Annotated in this window: 15 protein-coding genes; 8 read left to right on the top strand and 7 right to left on the bottom strand. The window is 67.1% G+C overall.

Annotated elements, in window-relative coordinates:
• Positions 1-217 precede the first annotated feature (217 nt).
• Positions 218-3,085, top strand: coding sequence for a valine--tRNA ligase (locus AB4Z27_RS05455; RefSeq protein ID WP_092290388.1), 2,868 nt, complete (start codon positions 218-220; stop codon positions 3,083-3,085).
• A gap of 169 nt (positions 3,086-3,254) precedes the next feature.
• A complete protein-coding gene (galU, locus tag AB4Z27_RS05450; protein WP_092290390.1) occupies positions 3,255-4,124 on the top strand; it encodes a UTP--glucose-1-phosphate uridylyltransferase GalU in 870 nt (289 codons plus the stop codon).
• Positions 4,125-4,195: 71 nt separating this feature from the next.
• Here the strand turns inward: galU and AB4Z27_RS05445 are convergent, their stop codons facing one another.
• From AB4Z27_RS05445 to AB4Z27_RS05420, 6 genes are all read right to left on the bottom strand, one after another.
• A complete protein-coding gene (locus tag AB4Z27_RS05445; RefSeq protein ID WP_092134760.1) occupies positions 4,196-4,423 on the bottom strand; it encodes a sulfurtransferase TusA family protein in 228 nt (75 codons plus the stop codon).
• 14 nt (positions 4,424-4,437) lie between these two features.
• A complete protein-coding gene (locus AB4Z27_RS05440; RefSeq protein WP_441644023.1) occupies positions 4,438-5,034 on the bottom strand; it encodes an NUDIX domain-containing protein in 597 nt (198 codons plus the stop codon).
• 19 nt (positions 5,035-5,053) lie between these two features.
• Positions 5,054-6,085, bottom strand: coding sequence for a threonine aldolase family protein (locus AB4Z27_RS05435; RefSeq protein WP_441644022.1), 1,032 nt, complete (start codon positions 6,083-6,085; stop codon positions 5,054-5,056).
• Positions 6,086-6,095: 10 nt separating this feature from the next.
• On the bottom strand, positions 6,096-6,284 hold the full coding sequence (locus AB4Z27_RS05430) for a 4-oxalocrotonate tautomerase (RefSeq protein WP_092290396.1): 189 nt from the start codon (positions 6,282-6,284) through the stop codon (positions 6,096-6,098).
• 34 nt (positions 6,285-6,318) lie between these two features.
• Positions 6,319-7,092: a class II aldolase/adducin family protein gene (locus AB4Z27_RS05425; RefSeq protein WP_092290398.1), complete on the bottom strand. Its 774-nt coding sequence runs from the start codon at positions 7,090-7,092 to the stop codon at positions 6,319-6,321.
• A 101-nt stretch (positions 7,093-7,193) separates the two neighbouring features.
• Positions 7,194-8,441 (bottom strand): YbfB/YjiJ family MFS transporter, encoded by a 1,248-nt coding sequence (locus AB4Z27_RS05420; RefSeq protein WP_441644021.1) that lies wholly within the window; start codon positions 8,439-8,441, stop codon positions 7,194-7,196.
• 121 nt (positions 8,442-8,562) lie between these two features.
• Between AB4Z27_RS05420 and AB4Z27_RS05415 the strand changes: the two genes are divergently transcribed.
• The 3 genes from AB4Z27_RS05415 to AB4Z27_RS05405 all read left to right on the top strand — a co-directional run bounded on the left by AB4Z27_RS05415 (position 8,563) and on the right by AB4Z27_RS05405 (position 11,721).
• Positions 8,563-9,441, top strand: coding sequence for a LysR substrate-binding domain-containing protein (locus AB4Z27_RS05415; RefSeq protein ID WP_441644020.1), 879 nt, complete (start codon positions 8,563-8,565; stop codon positions 9,439-9,441).
• 107 nt (positions 9,442-9,548) lie between these two features.
• The gene (locus AB4Z27_RS05410) at positions 9,549-10,976 is read left to right on the top strand and encodes an NfeD family protein (protein ID WP_092290404.1); all 1,428 of its coding nucleotides are present in this window, start codon (positions 9,549-9,551) and stop codon (positions 10,974-10,976) included.
• 1 nt (position 10,977) lies between these two features.
• On the top strand, positions 10,978-11,721 hold the full coding sequence (locus AB4Z27_RS05405; RefSeq protein WP_092290406.1) for a slipin family protein: 744 nt from the start codon (positions 10,978-10,980) through the stop codon (positions 11,719-11,721).
• Positions 11,722-11,820: 99 nt separating this feature from the next.
• Here the strand turns inward: AB4Z27_RS05405 and alaS are convergent, their stop codons facing one another.
• Complete coding sequence (alaS, locus tag AB4Z27_RS05400; protein WP_092290408.1) at positions 11,821-14,445, bottom strand: alanine--tRNA ligase; 2,625 nt, start codon at positions 14,443-14,445, stop codon at positions 11,821-11,823.
• Between the two features lie 251 nt (positions 14,446-14,696).
• On the opposite strand from alaS, the gene AB4Z27_RS05395 reads away from it, so the two are divergent.
• The 3 genes from AB4Z27_RS05395 to AB4Z27_RS05385 all read left to right on the top strand — a co-directional run bounded on the left by AB4Z27_RS05395 (position 14,697) and on the right by AB4Z27_RS05385 (position 17,521).
• Complete coding sequence (locus tag AB4Z27_RS05395) at positions 14,697-15,917, top strand: CaiB/BaiF CoA transferase family protein (RefSeq protein WP_092290410.1); 1,221 nt, start codon at positions 14,697-14,699, stop codon at positions 15,915-15,917.
• An 88-nt stretch (positions 15,918-16,005) separates the two neighbouring features.
• Positions 16,006-16,461: a DUF2214 family protein gene (locus tag AB4Z27_RS05390; RefSeq protein WP_092290412.1), complete on the top strand. Its 456-nt coding sequence runs from the start codon at positions 16,006-16,008 to the stop codon at positions 16,459-16,461.
• 31 nt (positions 16,462-16,492) lie between these two features.
• Positions 16,493-17,521, top strand: coding sequence for a tripartite tricarboxylate transporter substrate binding protein (locus AB4Z27_RS05385; protein WP_092290414.1), 1,029 nt, complete (start codon positions 16,493-16,495; stop codon positions 17,519-17,521).
• Position 17,522: the final 1 nt, after the last annotated feature.

Below are 17,522 nucleotides of genomic sequence, written 5' to 3'. Positions count from 1 at the left end.
GTGGGGCCGGGGAATGGCGGCAATTATACCGGGGGGACCGGGGCCGCCAGCGGCACCCGGCAGCCGTCGGCGTCGGCAAATGCGCACCGGCACCCCCGCCTCCCCTATAATTTGACGTTTTCCCGGCCCGACGCCGTGGCGCGCCGACTGGTTTCGATGGATTTCGATCAGTCCGCCCACCGCCCAGCCCCGACCCGCATACCTCGACATCCCCAGCATGACCGCCCAAGACCAGTCCCTTGCCAAGAGCTTCGAACCCGCCGCCATCGAGGAGAAGTGGGGCCCCGAATGGGAGCGCCGCGGCATCGCCCAGCCCACGATGGACGCCAATCGTCCCGATTTCGCCATCCAGCTGCCGCCGCCCAATGTGACCGGCACGCTGCACATGGGCCACGCGTTCAACCAGACCATCATGGACGGCCTGACGCGCCACGCGCGCATGCGCGGCGCCAATACGCTGTGGGTGCCGGGTACCGATCACGCGGGTATCGCCACGCAGATCGTGGTGGAGCGCCAGTTGGAAGCCCAGGGCGTGTCGCGCCATGACCTCGGCCGCGAGAAGTTCGTCGAGAAGGTCTGGGAGTGGAAGGAGGAGTCGGGCTCCACCATCACGCGCCAGGTGCGCCGCATGGGGGCGTCGATCGACTGGACGCGCGAGTACTTCACGATGTCGCCCGAGATGTCGCAGGCCGTGACCGAGGTATTCGTCCGCCTGTTCGAACAGGGCCTGATCTATCGCGGCAAGCGCCTGGTCAACTGGGACCCGGTGCTGGGCACGGCCGTGTCCGACCTCGAAGTGGACAGCGTGGAGGAGGAAGGCTCGCTCTGGCACATCCACTACCCGCTGGCCGAGCCGGACGCCGTGCACGGCCTGACGCACCTGACCGTGGCCACCACGCGCCCGGAAACCATGCTCGGCGACACCGCCGTGATGGTCCACCCCGAGGACGAGCGCTACGCGCACCTGATCGGCAAGTTCGTGCACCTGCCGCTGACCGATCGCCAGATCCCCGTCATTGCCGATGAATACGTCGACCGCGCCTTCGGCACGGGCGTGGTCAAGGTCACGCCGGGCCATGACTTCAACGACTACGCGGTGGGCCAGCGCCACAACCTGCCGCAGCTCTCGATCCTGACGCTGGACGCCAAGATCGTCGCCGACGCGCCGGCCGCCTACGCCGGCATGGACCGCTTCGAGGCCCGCGACAAGATGGTGGCCGACCTGAAGGAACAGGGCCTGCTGGGCGAGGTCAAGAAGCACAAGCTGATGGTGCCGCGCAGCGAGCGCACCAGCAGCGTGATCGAGCCGATGCTGACCGACCAGTGGTTCGTCGCCATGAGCAAGCCGGCCCCCGAGGGCACGTTCTATCCGGGTCGCTCGATCGCCGAAGTGGCGCTGGACGCCGTGCAGAGCGGCGAGATCAAGCTGGTGCCCGAGAACTGGAACAGCACGTACAACCAGTGGCTGGCCAACATCCAGGACTGGTGTATCAGCCGCCAGCTCTGGTGGGGCCATCAGATCCCGGCCTGGTACGACGACGCCGGCAACTGCTTCGTCGCCCGCACCGAGGAAGACGCCCGCGCCAAGGCGCAGGCGGCCGGCAGCACCGGCCCGCTGCGCCGCGAGGAAGACGTGCTCGACACGTGGTTCTCGTCCGCGCTAGTGCCGTTCTCGTCACTCGGCTGGCCCGAGCAGACGCCGGAACTGGAGCACTTCCTGCCGTCGTCGGTGCTGGTCACGGGCTACGACATCATCTTCTTCTGGGTGGCGCGCATGGTCATGATGACCAAGCACTTCACCGGCCAGGTGCCGTTCCACACCGTGTACGTGCACGGCCTGGTGCGTGACTCCGAAGGCAAGAAGATGAGCAAGTCCGAGGGCAACACCCTCGACCCGGTGGACCTGATCGACGGCATCGAGCTGGCCCCGCTGCTCAAGAAGCGCACCACGGGCCTGCGCCGCCCGAAGGACGCGCCGCGCATCGAATCGAAGACGAAGAAGGAGTTCCCGGACGGCATTCCCGCGTTCGGCGCGGACGCCCTGCGCTTCACCTTCGCCTCGCTGGCCACGCTGGGCCGGAATATCAACTTCGACACGGGCCGTTGCGAGGGCTATCGCAACTTCTGCAACAAGCTCTGGAACGCCACCCGCTTCGTGCTGATGAACACCGAGGGCCATGATTGCGGCATGGGCCCGTGCAGCAACGACTGCGGCCCGGACGGCTACCTGCACTTCTCGCAGGCAGACCGCTGGATCGTCTCGCTGCTCCAGCGCGTGGAAGGCGAAGTCGAAAAGGGCTTCGACGAATACCGTTTCGACAATATCGCCAGCGCAATCTACAAGTTCGTCTGGGACGAGTATTGCGACTGGTACCTGGAACTCGCCAAGGTGCAGATCCAGACCGGCACCGAGGCCCAGCAACGCGCCACGCGCCGCACGCTGCTGCGCGTGCTGGAGACGGTACTGCGCCTGGCGCACCCGATCATCCCGTTCATTACCGAGGAACTCTGGCAGAAGGTGGCCCCGCTGGCCGGCCGCGCCAAGGGTGACGGCAGCGAGACCATCGCGCTGCAGGCCTACCCGCTGCCGGCCGCCGCCAAGATCGACGAAGCCGCCGAAGCCTGGGTGGCCCAGCTCAAGGCCGTGGTGGACGCCTGCCGCAACCTGCGGGGCGAGATGAACATCTCGCCGGCCCAGCGCATTCCGCTCTACACGCACGGCGACAGCACCTTCCTGAACGCCGCGGCGGCGCAAATCCAGGCGCTGGCGAAACTTTCCGAGGTGAAGGTGTTCGAAGACGAGGTCGCCCTCCAGAAGGAAGGCGCCGGGGCGCCGGTGGCCATCGTCGGCGGCAATCACCTGCTGCTGAAGATCGAGATCGACGTCGCAGCCGAGCGCGTGCGCCTGGGCAAGGAGATCGACCGGATCAGCAATGAAATCGGCAAATGCCGGGGCAAGCTGACCAACGAAGCCTTCGTGGCCAAGGCGCCGCCCGCGGTTGTGGCGCAGGAAACACAGCGTTTGTCGGATTTCGAACAGACGCTGGCCAAGCTCCAGGATCAACTACAGCGTCTGCCCGCCTGACGGGTTCGCCACTTCTGCGCCACCGGCACGAAAGTTGCAACTCGACTGGTATCCGGCCTCGTTCATGTGTAACGACATGTGACTGTTACGTCAGCGTCGGACGAAGCCGGACAGACGGCGCCCTCCCTGTACGGCACGGTGTTACACCGGATTGAAAAGGAAAGCTGAAATGGAAAACCGCGTCACCAAGGCCGTCTTTCCGGTCGCTGGGCTAGGTACCCGATTCCTCCCCGCGACCAAGGCGAGTCCCAAGGAAATGCTGCCAGTGGTGGACAAACCGCTAATCCAGTACGCCGTGGAAGAAGCCATGGCCGCCGGCATCACGGAAATGATCTTTGTCACGGGCCGCTCCAAGCGCGCCATCGAGGACCATTTCGACAAGGCGTACGAACTGGAAATGGAGCTGGAAGCCAAGAACAAGCAGGCCCTGCTCGATGTGGTGCGTTCGATCAAGCCTGCGCACGTGGAGTGCTACTACGTGCGCCAGCCCGAGGCCCTGGGCCTGGGCCACGCCGTGCTGTGCGCGGCCAAGCTGGTCGGCGACACGCCGTTCGCGGTCATGCTGGCGGACGACTTGCTCGACGGCGACGTGCCGATCATGAAGCAGATGGTCGACGTCTATAACCACTACAACTGCTCGGTCCTGGGCGTGGAAGAGATCGCGCCGGAACAAAGCCGCTCCTACGGCGTGGTGGAAGGCCGCGAATGGGACGAGCGCGTGATCAAGATGTCCGGCATCGTCGAGAAGCCGGCCCCCGAGGACGCCCCGTCGAACCTTGGCGTGGTGGGCCGCTACATCCTCACGCCGCGCATCTTCGACCACATCCGTGAACTGAAGCCGGGTGCCGGCGGCGAGTACCAACTGACCGATGCCATCCAGTCGATGCTCGACCAGGAACAGGTGCTGGCCTACCGCTACAACGGCGTGCGCTACGACTGCGGCAGCAAGCTCGGCTACCTGAAGGCCACTGTCGAGTTCGCCCTGAAGCACCCGGAAGTGCGCGACGAGTTCAGCGCCTATCTGGCCCAGCGCGGATAAGCGTTCCGCCCCGGCATGAAAAAGCCGCCTCGATCGAGGCGGCTTTTTTTATGGCCGGGGGCCAGGCGGTCTTAGCGGCGCTTCATGTAGAACACGAACACCTTGTCCACCTCGGCGTGCGACAGCAGCTCGTTGCCGGTCTGCTTGGCGAAGGCCTGGAAGTCGCGCGTGGCGCCCGGGTCGGTGGCCAGCACCTTGAGCACGTCGCCGCTGGCCATGTCCGCCAGCGCCTTCTTGGTCCGCAGGATCGGCAGCGGGCAGTTCAGGCCGCGCGCGTCCACTTCTTTCTGGAAGTCCATTCCTCTCATCCCACTTATTTTTGGTCGATGCCGTATTGTAACGAAGCGGCGACAAGGCTGAAGTCCGTCGGCCGGCGCGGGTCGGGGATGTCCTCGCCCGAGGCGCGGTCGAAGAAGCGCACGGGCAGCCCGCGCCGCTCCAGGAAATCGGCCACGGCAAAGCCGGTGCCGGCGTTCCAGATCCGCATCTTCTCGGGCGCCACGAGCTTGTATTCGGCCAGTTCCTCGGACAGTTCGATGCGCCCCGTCGCCTTCACGTGATAGGCGATGATCAGCTCGTTCTTGCGCATGAACTCGTAGACGCCGATCAGCGACGCGGATTCCGTGTCGAGATTGGTCTCCTCCTTGAGTTCGCGCGCCACGCCCAGCTCGGGCGTCTCGTCGCGCTCCATGAAGCCGGTGACCAGCGCGAACATCCCCTCCGGCCATACCGCGTTGCGCGCCAGCAGCAGCTTGTCCTCGTACTCGACCACCGCCGCCAGCACCGGCAGCGGGTTGTTCCAGTGCACGAAGCCGCAGCCGTCCTGCACGCAGGCATAACGATAGCGGCCGGACATCGGCAAGTGCTCCAGCGGCGCCCCGCATTGGGGGCAGAAACGGTACGGTTGCATCGGAGGGGGCTCCAGGGGTTCAGAGGGCGCAGGCCGCGCGGATATCGGCGGCGAACGCTTCCACGGTCTCGGGCTGCAGGTCCCACGAACACATCAGCCGGCAACCGCCCGCGCCGATGAAGGTGTAGAACAGCCAGCCCTTGGCGCGCAAGGCCTCGAAGGCCGGCAGCGGCAGTTCGGCGAAGACCGCGTTCGATTCGGTCGGGAACATGATGCGCACGCCGGGAATGTCGACGATGCGCTGGTGCAACAGTTGCGCCATCGCGTTGGCATGGCGGGCGTTGGACAGCCAGACATCGTTCTCGAGCATGCCCAACCACGGCGCGGAAATGAAGCGCATCTTCGAGGCCAACTGCCCGGCCTGCTTCACCCGGTAGGCGAAGTCCTCGGCCAGGCGGCGGTCGAAGAACACCACGGCCTCGCCCATCGGCAGGCCGTTCTTGGTGCCGCCGAAGCACAGCACATCCACGCCAGCCCGCCAGGTGATCTCGGACGGATGCACGCCCAGCGCCGCCACCGCATTGGCGAAGCGCGCGCCGTCCATGTGCACGCGCAGTTGCCGCCGCTTGGCGATGGCCGCAATGGCGCGCACCTCCTCCACCGTGTAGACCGTGCCGACTTCCGTCGACTGCGTGAGCGAGACCACGCGCGGCTTCGGATAGTGGATGTCGGTGCGCCGCGTGACCAGCGCCTCCACCGCATCGGCGGTCAGCTTGCCGTTGACGCCGGGCGCCGTGAGCAGCTTGGAGCCGTTCGAGAAGAACTCCGGCCCGCCGCACTCGTCCGTCTCGATGTGCGCCAGTTCATGGCAGATCACCGAGTGGTACGACTGGCACAGCGACGACAGCGCCAGCGAGTTGGCCGCCGTCCCGTTGAAGACGAAGAAGACCTCGCAGTCGGTCTGGAACAGGTTGCGGATGCGGTCGCAGACCTGCTGGGTCCAGGAATCGTCGCCATAGGCCTTCTCGTGGCCGCTGGCGTTGGCCTCGAGGAAGTATTTCAGCGATTCCGGGCAGAAGCCGGCGTAGTTGTCGGAGGCGAAGTGCTGCATGGGCGGGTCTTTACTTCTTGTCGATCCAGAGCGCGCCGCCGGTGGCCCAGTTCTCACGCTTGATATCGGTGATGATGATGTCCACTGCCGACACCGAGCAGCCCAGCGTCTCGCAGGTGACGCGCGTCACTTCCTCGACAAACTTGCGCTTTTGCTCGACCGTGCGGCCTTCGAACATCTCGACGTGAAACGTGGGCATGCTGCTGACTCCGTTTTTAGGGATTTTGCGAGACTCAGTCTCGGTAAGAGGGATCGATTCTATCGAGTTTGCGCAGCAGCGAGGGCCATTCCATCTCGCCCTCGACGACGCCGTTGTCGTACAGCTGCATCGAAGTGCGCTCGGCCACGTCAGCCGGCGGCTGCACTGTGGCGCGGCCCGCCTGCGCGCCGAGCTGGATCTCGCAGGCCTTGATCAGGGTGGCCATCAGCACGTAGGCCTCGGCCACGGTGCGGCCCACCGTCAGCGTACCGTGGTTGCGCAGCAGCATGGCCGGGTGCTGGCCCAGCGACACCGTGAGCCGGGCCCCTTCGGCCGGGGTGAACGCCAGGCCCTCGTAGTCGTGATAGCCGATGCGGCCGTGGAAGCGCATGGCGTGCTGCGACAGCGGCAGCAGTCCGTCCGCCTGCGCCGAGACCGCGATGCCGGCGGTGTTGTGCAGGTGCATGACGCAGTGCGCATCGGCCCGCGCGGCGTGCACGGCGGCGTGGAGGGCGAAGCCGGTCACGTTGACCGGGTGCACGGTCTCGCCGACCACCTCGCCCCGGCCATTGATCTTGACGAGGTCCGACGCGCGAATCTCGTCGAACGCGAAGCCGAACGGGTTGATCAGGAAGTGGTCCGGCTCACCGGGCACGGTGGCCGAGATATGGGTGTAGATCAGGTCGTCCCAGCGCTCCAGCGCGGCCAGCCGGTAGGCGGCGGCGAGGTCGGTGCGCACGCGCGCCTCCTCGGCGCTGACGGGAACGGCCGGGCCCGCGGCACGCGCGGGCTGCAAGGCAAAAGACATGGGGACATTCGCTCCGCGGCCGCCCTGCTGCGAGGCGTGCTCCAGACACGTGCGGGTTCAGTCCCGGTCGAGTAGGCGGCGCAGGCGTAACTGTAGCGCAGTCAGCGCGGGGCGGCAGCGTCCCGCAACGGCATGGCGCGGACCATCCAGCCGAGGATGCCCGCCCCCACCAGCAGCGCGGCGGCGGCGGTGGCCAGGGATGCCGCAAAGCCGGCCGTGCGCGCCACCAGCGTGGTGGCCAGCGGCGGGCCGGCGATCTGCCCGAGCGCGTAGGCGGCCGTCATCAGCCCGATCAGCTTCGGGGCGGCGCTGCCCCACAGCCGGCGCGCCTCGCGCATCAGGAACGACACCAGCGCCGTGAACGGCAGGCCGACGAGCAGGCTGCTCAGCGCGAAGCCCGGCACGGTCGGCCAGAATGCCGCCACGGCCACGCCAACCGCCTGCACCGCGTACAGGATCATCGCCAGCCGGCGGTTGTCGTGATGCATGCCCACGCGCGTGGCCAGGAAGGCGCCAATGGCCACGCCAGCGCCCAGGATCGGCCAGAACAGGTCCGCCCAGACCGTGCCGGGCATGGCCTGGCGGGCGATCACGGGCAGGAAGGTCGCGGTGATGATGTAGCCGAAGCCGGCGAGGCCGTAGGCCACGGTCAGGGCCCAGGTTTCGAGGTCCAGCCGGGGTGTCGGGGCGACTGCCTCCGCATGCCCTGCACTCCCCGGCTGTCCGGCCCGCGCCTGCAGGGCCGGCGGCGGCGCGCCGAACACGCGCCAGACCGGCGCCAGCAACAACGCGCCGAGCACCGTGAAGGCGATCCAGCCCCAGTTCGCCAGCCAGTGCGCGCCGACCATGCCGAACGCCGACAGCCCGGTCACGACGATCCCCACGCCGGGACCGCAGAACATCAGCCCGCCCAGCGTGGGATGGCCCAGTTCGGCCAGTCGCTGCATGCACCACGCGGTGGCGTAGACCATCACCAGCGCGCTGGCGATGCCCGCAATCGTGCGCCATGCCAGCCACGCGGGCATGCCGCCCGGCAGCGCCATGGCCAGCGTGAGCACCACGGTGAGCACCAGCGACACGCGCACCATCCGCACGGGATCGGGGCGGATGAACAGGCACAGCAGCGCCCCCAGCAGGTAGCCGATGTAGTTCAGCGTGGCCAGCGCCCCGCCCTCGGCCAGCGTGACGGTGCCGTCATGCAACATCATCGGCAGCAGCGGCGTGAAGGCGAACCGACCGATGCCCATCGCCAGCGCCAGCGACACGAAGCCAGCCATGGCCACCGCCCAGGGTCCGGCAGTTTGCGGGGCCGCGCGGGCGGCGGAGACATCGGTATTCACGAGAGACATGATCGGGGGGCGGGTTCGGCTGGCGGCCAGCGGGATTCCTGACTATCCTAGTCGCATTCATCCATCACATAAAATGAATTATTGAGATAGCATCAATCTCAATTCAAGAAGGAAGCCGATCATGGATCTCGCCGCACTCGAAATCTTCCGCACCGTGGTGGAGGCCGGAGGCATCACACGCGCCGCCACGCGGCTGCACCGCGTGCAGTCGAACGTGACCACGCGCATCCGGCAACTGGAGCAGTCGCTCGGCGTGGAGCTGTTCCTGCGCGACGGCAAGCGCATGGTGCTCACCCCGGCCGGGCAGACGCTGTTCGACTACGCGCGGCGCATCCTGCAACTGTCCGACGAGGCTCGCCACGCGGTGCAGCCGGCGCGGCCGCACGGGCGGCTGCGGGTGGCGTCGATGGAAAGCACGGCGGCCAGCCGGCTGCCGACGGTACTGGCGCGCTATCACCAGGCGTGGCCGGACGTCGAACTGGAACTCGTGACGCTGCCAACCCGACAGGCGCTGGACGCCCTGCGCCGCTTCGAGGTCGATTGCGCCTTCGTCGCCGAGCCGCTCGGCGATGCCGAACTGGTCACCCGGCCCGCCTTTACCGAGGAACTGGTGATCATCGCCAGCGCGCAGCATGCGCCGATCCACTCCGCCGCCGACCTGGAGCGCCACACGCTGCTCGCGTTCGAGGCCGGCTGCAACTACCGCACGCGCTTCGAGCAGTGGTGCAGTCGCGACGGCCACGCGGCGGGGCGGGTGATCCAACTGGGCTCCTACCATGCCATCGTCGCCTGCGCGGCGGCCGGTATCGGCGTGGCGATCATGCCGCGCTCGGTGCTGACGCTATACCGCGACCTGCCGCAGATCAGCATCCACCCGCTCGGCGACGAAGGGGACGTGACCACCGTGCTGGCGTGGCATCCGGCGATGGGCAGCGCGGCGCTGGCAGCGCTGGCCGACATGCTGCCGGGTGTATCAGACATCACGCAAAAGGCTGCCTGACCCCTTCCGCTTCGGATTCCTTGCCCGCGCTGCGGCGTGCAAGATGTGGCCGGTCGCCTACACTGAAAGTGGCGCTGCCACGGCATACTCGCGGGCCGCGCCCCGCCATGACATTCGTCTTCGCGCCGCTACGATCTTTGGTTTGCCGGATGGCGATGGGGCTGGCCATGCTCCTCGCCCTGCCCGCGATGGTCTACGCCCAAGGCGCTTCAACGCCCGCCGCCAAGGCTGGCGTGGCCCCCGTCTATGTCATCCCGATCAAGGGCGCCATCGGGCCAGCCAGCGCCAGCTTCGCCACGCGCGGCATGGCGCAGGCGCAGAAGCAGAACGCGCAGTTGATCGTGCTGGAGATGGACACGCCCGGCGGGCTCGACGTGGCCATGCGCGACATCATCCAGGCCATCCTCGCCTCCCCCGTACCCGTGGCGACCTTCGTCTACCCGGGCGGCGCGCGGGCCGCGAGCGCCGGCACCTACATCCTCTATGCCAGCCACATCGCCGCCATGGCGCCCGGGACCAATGTGGGCGCGGCGAGTCCGGTTGCCATCGGTGTCGGCGGCCCGAAGCCGGGTGCCTCGCCCGGATCTTCCCCCGCCAGTGCACCAGCCAGCGCGCCCGGCACCGAAGACACCATGGCACGCAAGCAGATGCACGATGCCTCCGCCTACCTGCGCGGGCTGGCCCAGCTGCGCCAGCGCAACGCCGACTGGGCCGAGCGCGCGGTGCGCGAGGCCGTGAGCCTCTCCGCCGACGAGGCAGTGGCCCAGCACGTGGCCGACCTCGTCGCGCCGGACCTGCCAGCACTGCTGCGGCAGGTCGATGGCAAGCGCCTGCAGGCGGCCGGCGTATCGCGCGTGCTGCACACCAACGATGCGCCCATCGTCACGGTCACGCCGGACTGGCGAGCGCGGCTGCTCGCCGTCATCACCGAACCCAGCGTGGCGCTGATCCTGATGATGATCGGCATCTACGCGCTGATGTTCGAGTTCTCCACGCCGGGCATGGTCGTGCCGGGCATCGTCGGCGCCATCTGCCTGCTGATCGGCCTGTTTGCGCTGCAAATGCTGCCCGTCAACTATGCGGGGCTGGCGCTGATCGCGCTGGGCATCGGCTGCATGGTGGCCGAATTCTTCCTGCCGACGTTCGGCGCGCTCGGGGTGGGCGGCATCGTCGCCTTCGCGTTTGGCGCGGTCATGCTGATCGATACCGACGTGCCCGGCTTCGGCGTGCCGCTCACGGTGATCGCAGCGCTGGCCGGGGTGTCGGCGCTGTTCCTGGTCGGCATGTCCGCGATGCTGATGCGCTCGCGCAAGCGCCCCCTGGTCAGCGGCGCGGACACGCTGGTCGGCAGCCTGGCCACGGTCATCGACGATACGCCCGCCGACGGCTGGGCGATGGTGCACGGCGAACAGTGGCGAATTCATGGCGACGGCCCGCTCGCGCGCGGCCAGCGGGTACGCGTGACCGGGCGGCGCGGGCTGGTACTGGAAGTCGTGGCCGACATGGCCGCATCCCTGGAACACAACGGAGCGTGATATGGCATTCGGATTCAGTTTTGGTGGGCTGATCTTCCTGCTGGCATTGCTCGTGGTGGCCGCGATCCGCGTGCTGCGCGAATACGAACGCGGGGTTGTCTTCATGCTCGGGCGATTCTGGGGCGTCAAGGGGCCCGGGCTGGTGCTGCTCATCCCCGGCATACAGCAGATGGTCCGCGTGGACCTGCGCACGGTCGTCTTCGACGTGCCACCACAGGACGTGATCTCTCACGACAATGTGTCGGTCAAGGTCAACGCGGTGGTCTATTTCCGGGTCGTGGACCCCGAGCGGGCCATCATCCAGGTGGCCAACTTCCTCGAGGCCACCAGCCAGCTCTCCCAGACCACGCTGCGGTCCGTGCTCGGCAAACATGAACTGGACGAAATGCTAGCCGAGCGCGAGAAGCTCAACCTCGACATCCAGAAGGTGCTCGACGCCCAGACCGACGCGTGGGGCATCAAGGTGTCCAATGTCGAGATCAAGCATGTGGATTTGAACGAGACCATGATCCGGGCCATCGCCCGCCAGGCGGAGGCCGAGCGCGAGCGGCGGGCCAAGATCATCCACGCGGAAGGGGAATTGCAGGCTTCGGTGAAACTGCTGGAGGCGGCACAGATGCTGGCGCAGCAGCCTGAGGCCATGCAACTGCGGTATCTCCAGACGCTGACGCAGATTGCTGGGGATAAGAGTTCTACTATTGTGTTTCCATTGCCGATGGATTTGGTTAGGGGGTTGATGAAGTAGGTTTTGGGTTTGGTTCTGTGGTGTTGGCTGTTGAGCGCAACAAAAACAAAAAGGGCGCCCCAAACCCCAGAGCGCCCTTCTCAACAGCTAGTAAATCCCTCAAACCTTACCAGCCACCCACTCCTTAACCCCAGCCAGCGCCGCCGGCAGATTCGCCGGCTCCGTCCCCCCAGCCTGCGCCATATCCGGCCGGCCGCCGCCCTTGCCGCCCACCTGCTGGGCCACAAAGTTCACCAGCTCCCCAGCCTTGACCTTGCCCGTCGCATCGGCGGTCACACCAGCAATCAGCGAAACCTTCCCATCCGACACTGCCCCCAGCACGATGGCCGCGCTCTTGAGCTTGTCCTTGAGCTTGTCCATGGTCTCGCGCAGCGTCTTCACGTCGGCGCCGTCGAGTTGGGCGGCCAGCACCTTCAGGCCGTTGATGTCGATGGCCTGCTCGGCGAGTTCGTCGCCTTGCGATGCCGCGAGCTTGCTCTTGAGCTTCTCGAGTTCCTTCTCGAGCGCCCGCACCTGCTCCTGCACCTGGCCGATACGCGGCACCAGTTCCGACGGCTGCGCGCGCAGCGCGGCGGCGGCTTCGTTCAGGCGGGCGTCGAGCGACTGCAGGTAATGCAGCGCGTTGTCGCCGGTAATCGCTTCCACGCGGCGAATCCCGGCTGCCACGCCCGCTTCCACCACGATCTTGAACAAGCCGATGTCGCCGGTGCGCGTCACGTGCGTGCCGCCGCAGAGTTCCTTCGAGGTGCCGATCGACAGCACGCGCACATCGTCCGCGTACTTCTCGCCGAACAGCGCCATCGCGCCGCTCTTCACCGCGTCGTCGAACGGCATGATCTCGGCATGCGTCGGCGCGTTGGCCAAAATCTCGGCGTTGACGATTTCCTCGACCTGACGGATCTCGGCGTCGCTCAGCGGCGCGTTGTGCGAGAAGTCGAAACGCGTCTTGTCGGCATCGACCAGCGAGCCCTTCTGCTGCACGTGGGTGCCCAGCACCTCGCGCAGCGCCTTGTGCATCAGGTGGGTCGCCGAGTGGTTACGTACCGTGCGTGCACGGCGGATGGCATCGACCTGCGCCGCCACGGTGTCACCCACCTTCAGCGGGCCGTTGGTCAGCGTGCCCTGATGGCCGAACACATCGGCCTGCACCTTGGTCGTGTCGGCCACGTTGAACACGGCCGCACCCGCCACCAGCGTGCCCTGGTCGCCCGCCTGGCCGCCGGACTCCGCGTAGAACGGGGTGTTGTCCAGCACCACCACGCCGGTTTGGCCCGGCTGCATGGTGTCGACGGACGCGCCGTCGACGTACAGCGCCGTCACGCGGGCGCGTTCGAAGCCCAGTTCGTCATAGCCGTGGAACACGGTCTTGTCGCCCGTGTACTCCAGGCCGGCGGCCATCTTGAACTTGCCGGCCGCACGGGCCTGCTCGCGCTGGCGGTTCATGGCGGCGTCGAACGCGGGTTCGTCCACCGCAATCTCCTGCTCGCGCGCCACGTCCTGCGTCAGGTCGAGCGGGAAGCCGAAGGTATCGTGCAGCTTGAACGCCAGTTCGCCGTCAAGCACCTTGCCGCCCTTGGCCTTGAGGTCGGCCACGGCGGTGTCGAGAATGGTCATGCCGTTCTCGATGGTCTCGAAGAAGCGCTCTTCCTCGGCCCTCAGCACTTCCACCACGCGCGACTGCGCCTCGGCCAGCTCCGGATAGGCCTCGCCCATCTGCGCCACCAGGTCCGGCACCAGCTTGTGGAAGAACGGCGTCTTCTGGCCCAGCTTGTAGCCGTGGCGGATCGCGCGGCGCACGATGCGGCGCAGCACGTAGCCGCGGCCTTCGTTGCCCGGGATCACGCCGTCGACGATCAGGAACGAGCACGCGCGGATATGGTCGGCAATCACCTTCAGCGAGTTCTGGTTCAGGTCGTCCAGATGGGTCTCGCGCGCGGCGGCCTTGATCAGCGCCTGGAACAGGTCGATCTCGTAGTTGCTGTGCACGTGCTGGAGCACGGCGGCAATCCGCTCGAGGCCCATGCCGGTGTCCACGCACGGCTTGGGCAGCGGCGTCATGTTGCCCTGCTCGTCGCGGTTGAACTGCATGAACACGAGGTTCCAGATCTCGATGTAGCGGTCGCCGTCTTCCTCGGGCGATCCCGGGGGGCCGCCCCAGACATCGGCGCCGTGGTCATAGAAGATTTCCGAGCACGGGCCGCACGGGCCGGTGTCGGCCATCTGCCAGAAGTTGTCCGAGGCGTAGCGCGCGCCCTTGTTGTCGCCGATGCGCACGATGCGCTCGGCCGGCACGCCGACTTCCTTGGCCCAGATGTCGTAGGCCTCGTCGTCCTCGGCGTAGACCGTGACCCAGAGCTTCTCGGCCGGCAGCTGGTAGGTCTTGGTCAGCAGTTCCCAGGCGTACTGGATGGCTTCGCGCTTGAAGTAGTCGCCGAACGAGAAATTGCCCAGCATCTCGAAGAACGTGTGGTGACGTGCCGTATAGCCCACATTTTCGAGGTCGTTGTGCTTGCCGCCGGCGCGCACGGAGCGCTGGGACGATGTAGCGCGCGAGTAGGGACGCTTATCGGTGCCCAGGAACACGTCCTTGAACTGCACCATGCCCGAATTGGTGAACAGCAGCGTCGGGTCGTTCGCCGGCACGAGGCTGGACGAGCGGACCACGGAATGGCCCTTCGACTCGAAGTACTGCAGGAACTTGCTGCGAATGTCGGAGACTTTCATGTTGTATCGGGCGCATCCCGCATCGTGGCAGGGCGCAGTCAGTCAGGTTAGATTTGCAAACCGTTGATTATACGGGGCAAGCCCCCTCCCGGGGCATTCTCGCGGGCGGCCGCCCGGCGGCGCGCACCGGGCGGGCTGGCGATGGCCGAATATCGCCCACCGTTGGCCTGGCGCCGCCCCGTGCGGGTGCATCGGCGCGGCGGGCCGGTGGTAGAGTGCTCCCCCACTATATCTACCGAGCCGCCACTGCCATGGGAGCCTTGAGCCATCTCCGCGTCCTCGACCTGACCCGCGTCCTCGCCGGGCCATGGTGCGCCCAGAACCTCGCCGACTTCGGCGCCGACGTGATCAAGATCGAGCGCCCCGGCGCAGGTGACGATACGCGCACATGGGGTCCGCCCTGGCTCAAGACCGAGGATGGCCGGGACACGGCCGAAGCCGCCTACTACCTGGCCGCCAACCGCAACAAGCGCTCGGTAACCTGCGACATCAGCACGCCCGAGGGCCAGCAGCTGGTGCGCGACCTCGCCGCCCAGAGCGACGTGGTGCTCGAGAACTACAAGGTCGGCCAACTCAAGAAGTATGGCCTCGACTACGAATCGCTCAAGGCGGTGAAGCCGGACATCATCTATTGCTCGGTCACCGGCTTCGGCCAGACCGGCCCGTACGCCCAGCGTCCCGGCTACGACTTCATCATCCAGGGCATGGGCGGCTTCATGAGCCTGACCGGCGAGCGGGACGACCTGCCCGGCGGCGGCCCGCAGAAGGCCGGCGTGGCCATTTCGGACCTGATGACCGGCCAGTACGCCACCATCGCCGTGCTGGCTGCCCTGGCCCACCGCGACCGGACCGGCGAGGGCCAGTACATCGACATGGCGCTGCTGGACGTGCAGGTGTCGATGCTGGCAAACATGAATACCAACTACCTCGCCAGCGGCGAGGCGCCGCGCCGCTGGGGCAACGCCCACCCGAACATCGTGCCCTACCAGACCTTCCAGGCCGCCGACGGCTGGATCATCGTCGCGGTAGGCAACGACGGGCAGTTCCGCAAGTTCGTGACGGCCGGCGGCCGGCCGGAACTGGCCGACGACCCGCGCTTCGCCACCAACCCGCAGCGCGTGGCGCACCGGGACGTGCTGGTGCCGATCCTGGCCGAGATGATCCTGCCGCGCACCCGCGAACAGTGGATCCTGGATCTGGAGCGCGCCGGCGTGCCCTGCGGCCCGATCAACACGCTCGACGAGGTCTTCGAGAACGAGCAGGTGCTGGCGCGCGGCCTGCGCGTCGATTTGCCGCACCCGACGGCCGGCGAGGTCAAGCTGGTGGGCAGCCCCATGAAGATGAGCGCCACGCCGCCCGAGGCGCTGCGCCATCCCCCGTTGCTCGGAGAGCACACGGAGGTGGTGCTGGGCGAGACACTCGGCTACAGTGCGGAGCACATCGCCGCACTGCGCGCCAAGGGCGTGGTCTGACCCCGATTCACCCCGACTCGGGAGCCACGCCGGCCGCAGCCGAAGGCGAGATTTTCTGTTTGCGTCCCCTGACTAATTAGGAGCATGCATGCTGACTGATGCCTTCCTGGCGTTTTTCCATTTTCTGGCGATCTTCCTCCTGGTCACGCTGCTGGCGGCCGAGGCCGTGGTGCTGCGCCCCGGGATGACGCCGGCCATCGTGCGCCGGCTGTCGCTGTACGACCTGCTCTACTTCCTGTCGGCCATGGTGGTGCTCGCCACCGGCCTGCTGCGGCTGTTCTACGGCGCCAAGGGCGTGGATTTCTACCTGCACAACCCGTGGTTCCACGCCAAGATGACCGTGTTCGTGCTGATTGCCCTGTGCTCGCTGCCGCCGACGCTCGCCATCGCACGCTGGCGCAAGCAGGCGCGCAAGCTGCCCGATTTCGTGCCGATGCCGGACGAGATCAAGCGCGCCCGCCGCTGGGTCATGATCGAGGCCCATGTGTTCATCCTGCTGCCGCTCTGCGCCGTGATGATGGCGCGCGGCATCGGCGCGCGCTGACCTTTTCATCGATCCGTTGAAGACTCCTGAGATGCTGAAGACCCTGCTGACGGCCACGAAGATGGCCGCCTCCGCCGCCACGCTGGCGGCGGCCACCCTGGCCACGCCGGCCCATGCCGCTGCCCCGGCCCCGGCAAACTGGCCGACCAAGCCGATCAAGTTCGTGGTGCCCTACCCCGCCGGCGGCCCGCTGGACACCGTGGCGCGCGCCATCGGCGAACGGCTCCGCGAAAGCCTGGGCCAGCCGGTCGTCGTCGAGAACAAACCCGGCGCGGGCGGCAACCTCGGCGCGGACTACGTCGCCAAGCAACCGGCCGACGGCTACACCATCGTCATGGGCGCCGTGGCCACGCACGCCATCAATCCCACGCTGTTCGCCAAGATGCCGTACGACCCGGTGAAGGACTTCGCGCCGATCACGCTGGTCGCCGACGTGCCGAACGTGCTGGTCATGCACCCGGGCAAGGCCGCCGAGCTGCATATCAATACGGTGCGTGACCTCGTGGAGTACGCGCGCAAGCATCCGGGCAAGCTCGACTACGCCTCGGGCGGCAACGGCAGCGCCGGCCACCTGTCGGGCGAACTGTTCAAGAGCATGGCCCGCGTCAGCATGGTCCATATCCCGTACAACGGGGCGTCGCCGGCGCAGCTGTCGGTGCTGTCGGGCCAGACCGACCTGATCTTCGACAACCTCGCCTCGGCATCGGCCAATATCAAGGCCGGCAAGCTCAAGGCCTTCGCCGTGACCACGCCGGCCCGCGCCGCCGCGTTCCCGGAACTGCCGACCATCGCCGAAGCCGGCAAGGGCCTCGGGCTGGAAGGGTTCGACATCTCGACGTGGTTCGGCGTCCTGGCCCCGGCCGGCACCCCGCGCGAGATCGTCGACCGCCTCAACCACGACATCGTGGCCATCCTCAAGACCGACGATATGAAAGCCCGCCTGGCCCGCATCGGCGCCCAGCCGGCCCCCACCACCCCCGAGCAGTTCGGCGCCCTGATCCAGCGCGAACTGAAGAAGTACGGGCAGGTGGTGAAGGTGTCGGGGGCGAAGGTGGATTGAG

The organism is Cupriavidus sp. KB_39, from assembly GCF_052114485.1.
Classification (GTDB): domain Bacteria; phylum Pseudomonadota; class Gammaproteobacteria; order Burkholderiales; family Burkholderiaceae; genus Cupriavidus.
This window is presented reverse-complemented; position numbering and strand designations above follow the sequence as displayed.

Excerpts from the sequence above, each read along its gene's own strand:
- AB4Z27_RS05455 (WP_092290388.1), top strand. The coding sequence starts at position 218 with ATGACCGCCCAAGACCAGTCCCTTGCCAAGAGCTTCGAACCCGCCGCC.
- galU (WP_092290390.1), top strand. The coding sequence starts at position 3,255 with ATGGAAAACCGCGTCACCAAGGCCGTCTTTCCGGTCGCTGGGCTAGGT.
- AB4Z27_RS05445 (WP_092134760.1), bottom strand. The coding sequence starts at position 4,423 with ATGGACTTCCAGAAAGAAGTGGACGCGCGCGGCCTGAACTGCCCGCTG.
- AB4Z27_RS05440 (WP_441644023.1), bottom strand. The coding sequence starts at position 5,034 with ATGCAACCGTACCGTTTCTGCCCCCAATGCGGGGCGCCGCTGGAGCAC.
- AB4Z27_RS05435 (WP_441644022.1), bottom strand. The coding sequence starts at position 6,085 with ATGCAGCACTTCGCCTCCGACAACTACGCCGGCTTCTGCCCGGAATCG.
- AB4Z27_RS05430 (WP_092290396.1), bottom strand. The coding sequence starts at position 6,284 with ATGCCCACGTTTCACGTCGAGATGTTCGAAGGCCGCACGGTCGAGCAA.
- AB4Z27_RS05425 (WP_092290398.1), bottom strand. The coding sequence starts at position 7,092 with ATGTCTTTTGCCTTGCAGCCCGCGCGTGCCGCGGGCCCGGCCGTTCCC.
- AB4Z27_RS05420 (WP_441644021.1), bottom strand. The coding sequence starts at position 8,441 with ATGTCTCTCGTGAATACCGATGTCTCCGCCGCCCGCGCGGCCCCGCAA.
- AB4Z27_RS05415 (WP_441644020.1), top strand. The coding sequence starts at position 8,563 with ATGGATCTCGCCGCACTCGAAATCTTCCGCACCGTGGTGGAGGCCGGA.
- AB4Z27_RS05410 (WP_092290404.1), top strand. The coding sequence starts at position 9,549 with ATGACATTCGTCTTCGCGCCGCTACGATCTTTGGTTTGCCGGATGGCG.
- AB4Z27_RS05405 (WP_092290406.1), top strand. The coding sequence starts at position 10,978 with ATGGCATTCGGATTCAGTTTTGGTGGGCTGATCTTCCTGCTGGCATTG.
- alaS (WP_092290408.1), bottom strand. The coding sequence starts at position 14,445 with ATGAAAGTCTCCGACATTCGCAGCAAGTTCCTGCAGTACTTCGAGTCG.
- AB4Z27_RS05395 (WP_092290410.1), top strand. The coding sequence starts at position 14,697 with ATGGGAGCCTTGAGCCATCTCCGCGTCCTCGACCTGACCCGCGTCCTC.
- AB4Z27_RS05390 (WP_092290412.1), top strand. The coding sequence starts at position 16,006 with ATGCTGACTGATGCCTTCCTGGCGTTTTTCCATTTTCTGGCGATCTTC.
- AB4Z27_RS05385 (WP_092290414.1), top strand. The coding sequence starts at position 16,493 with ATGCTGAAGACCCTGCTGACGGCCACGAAGATGGCCGCCTCCGCCGCC.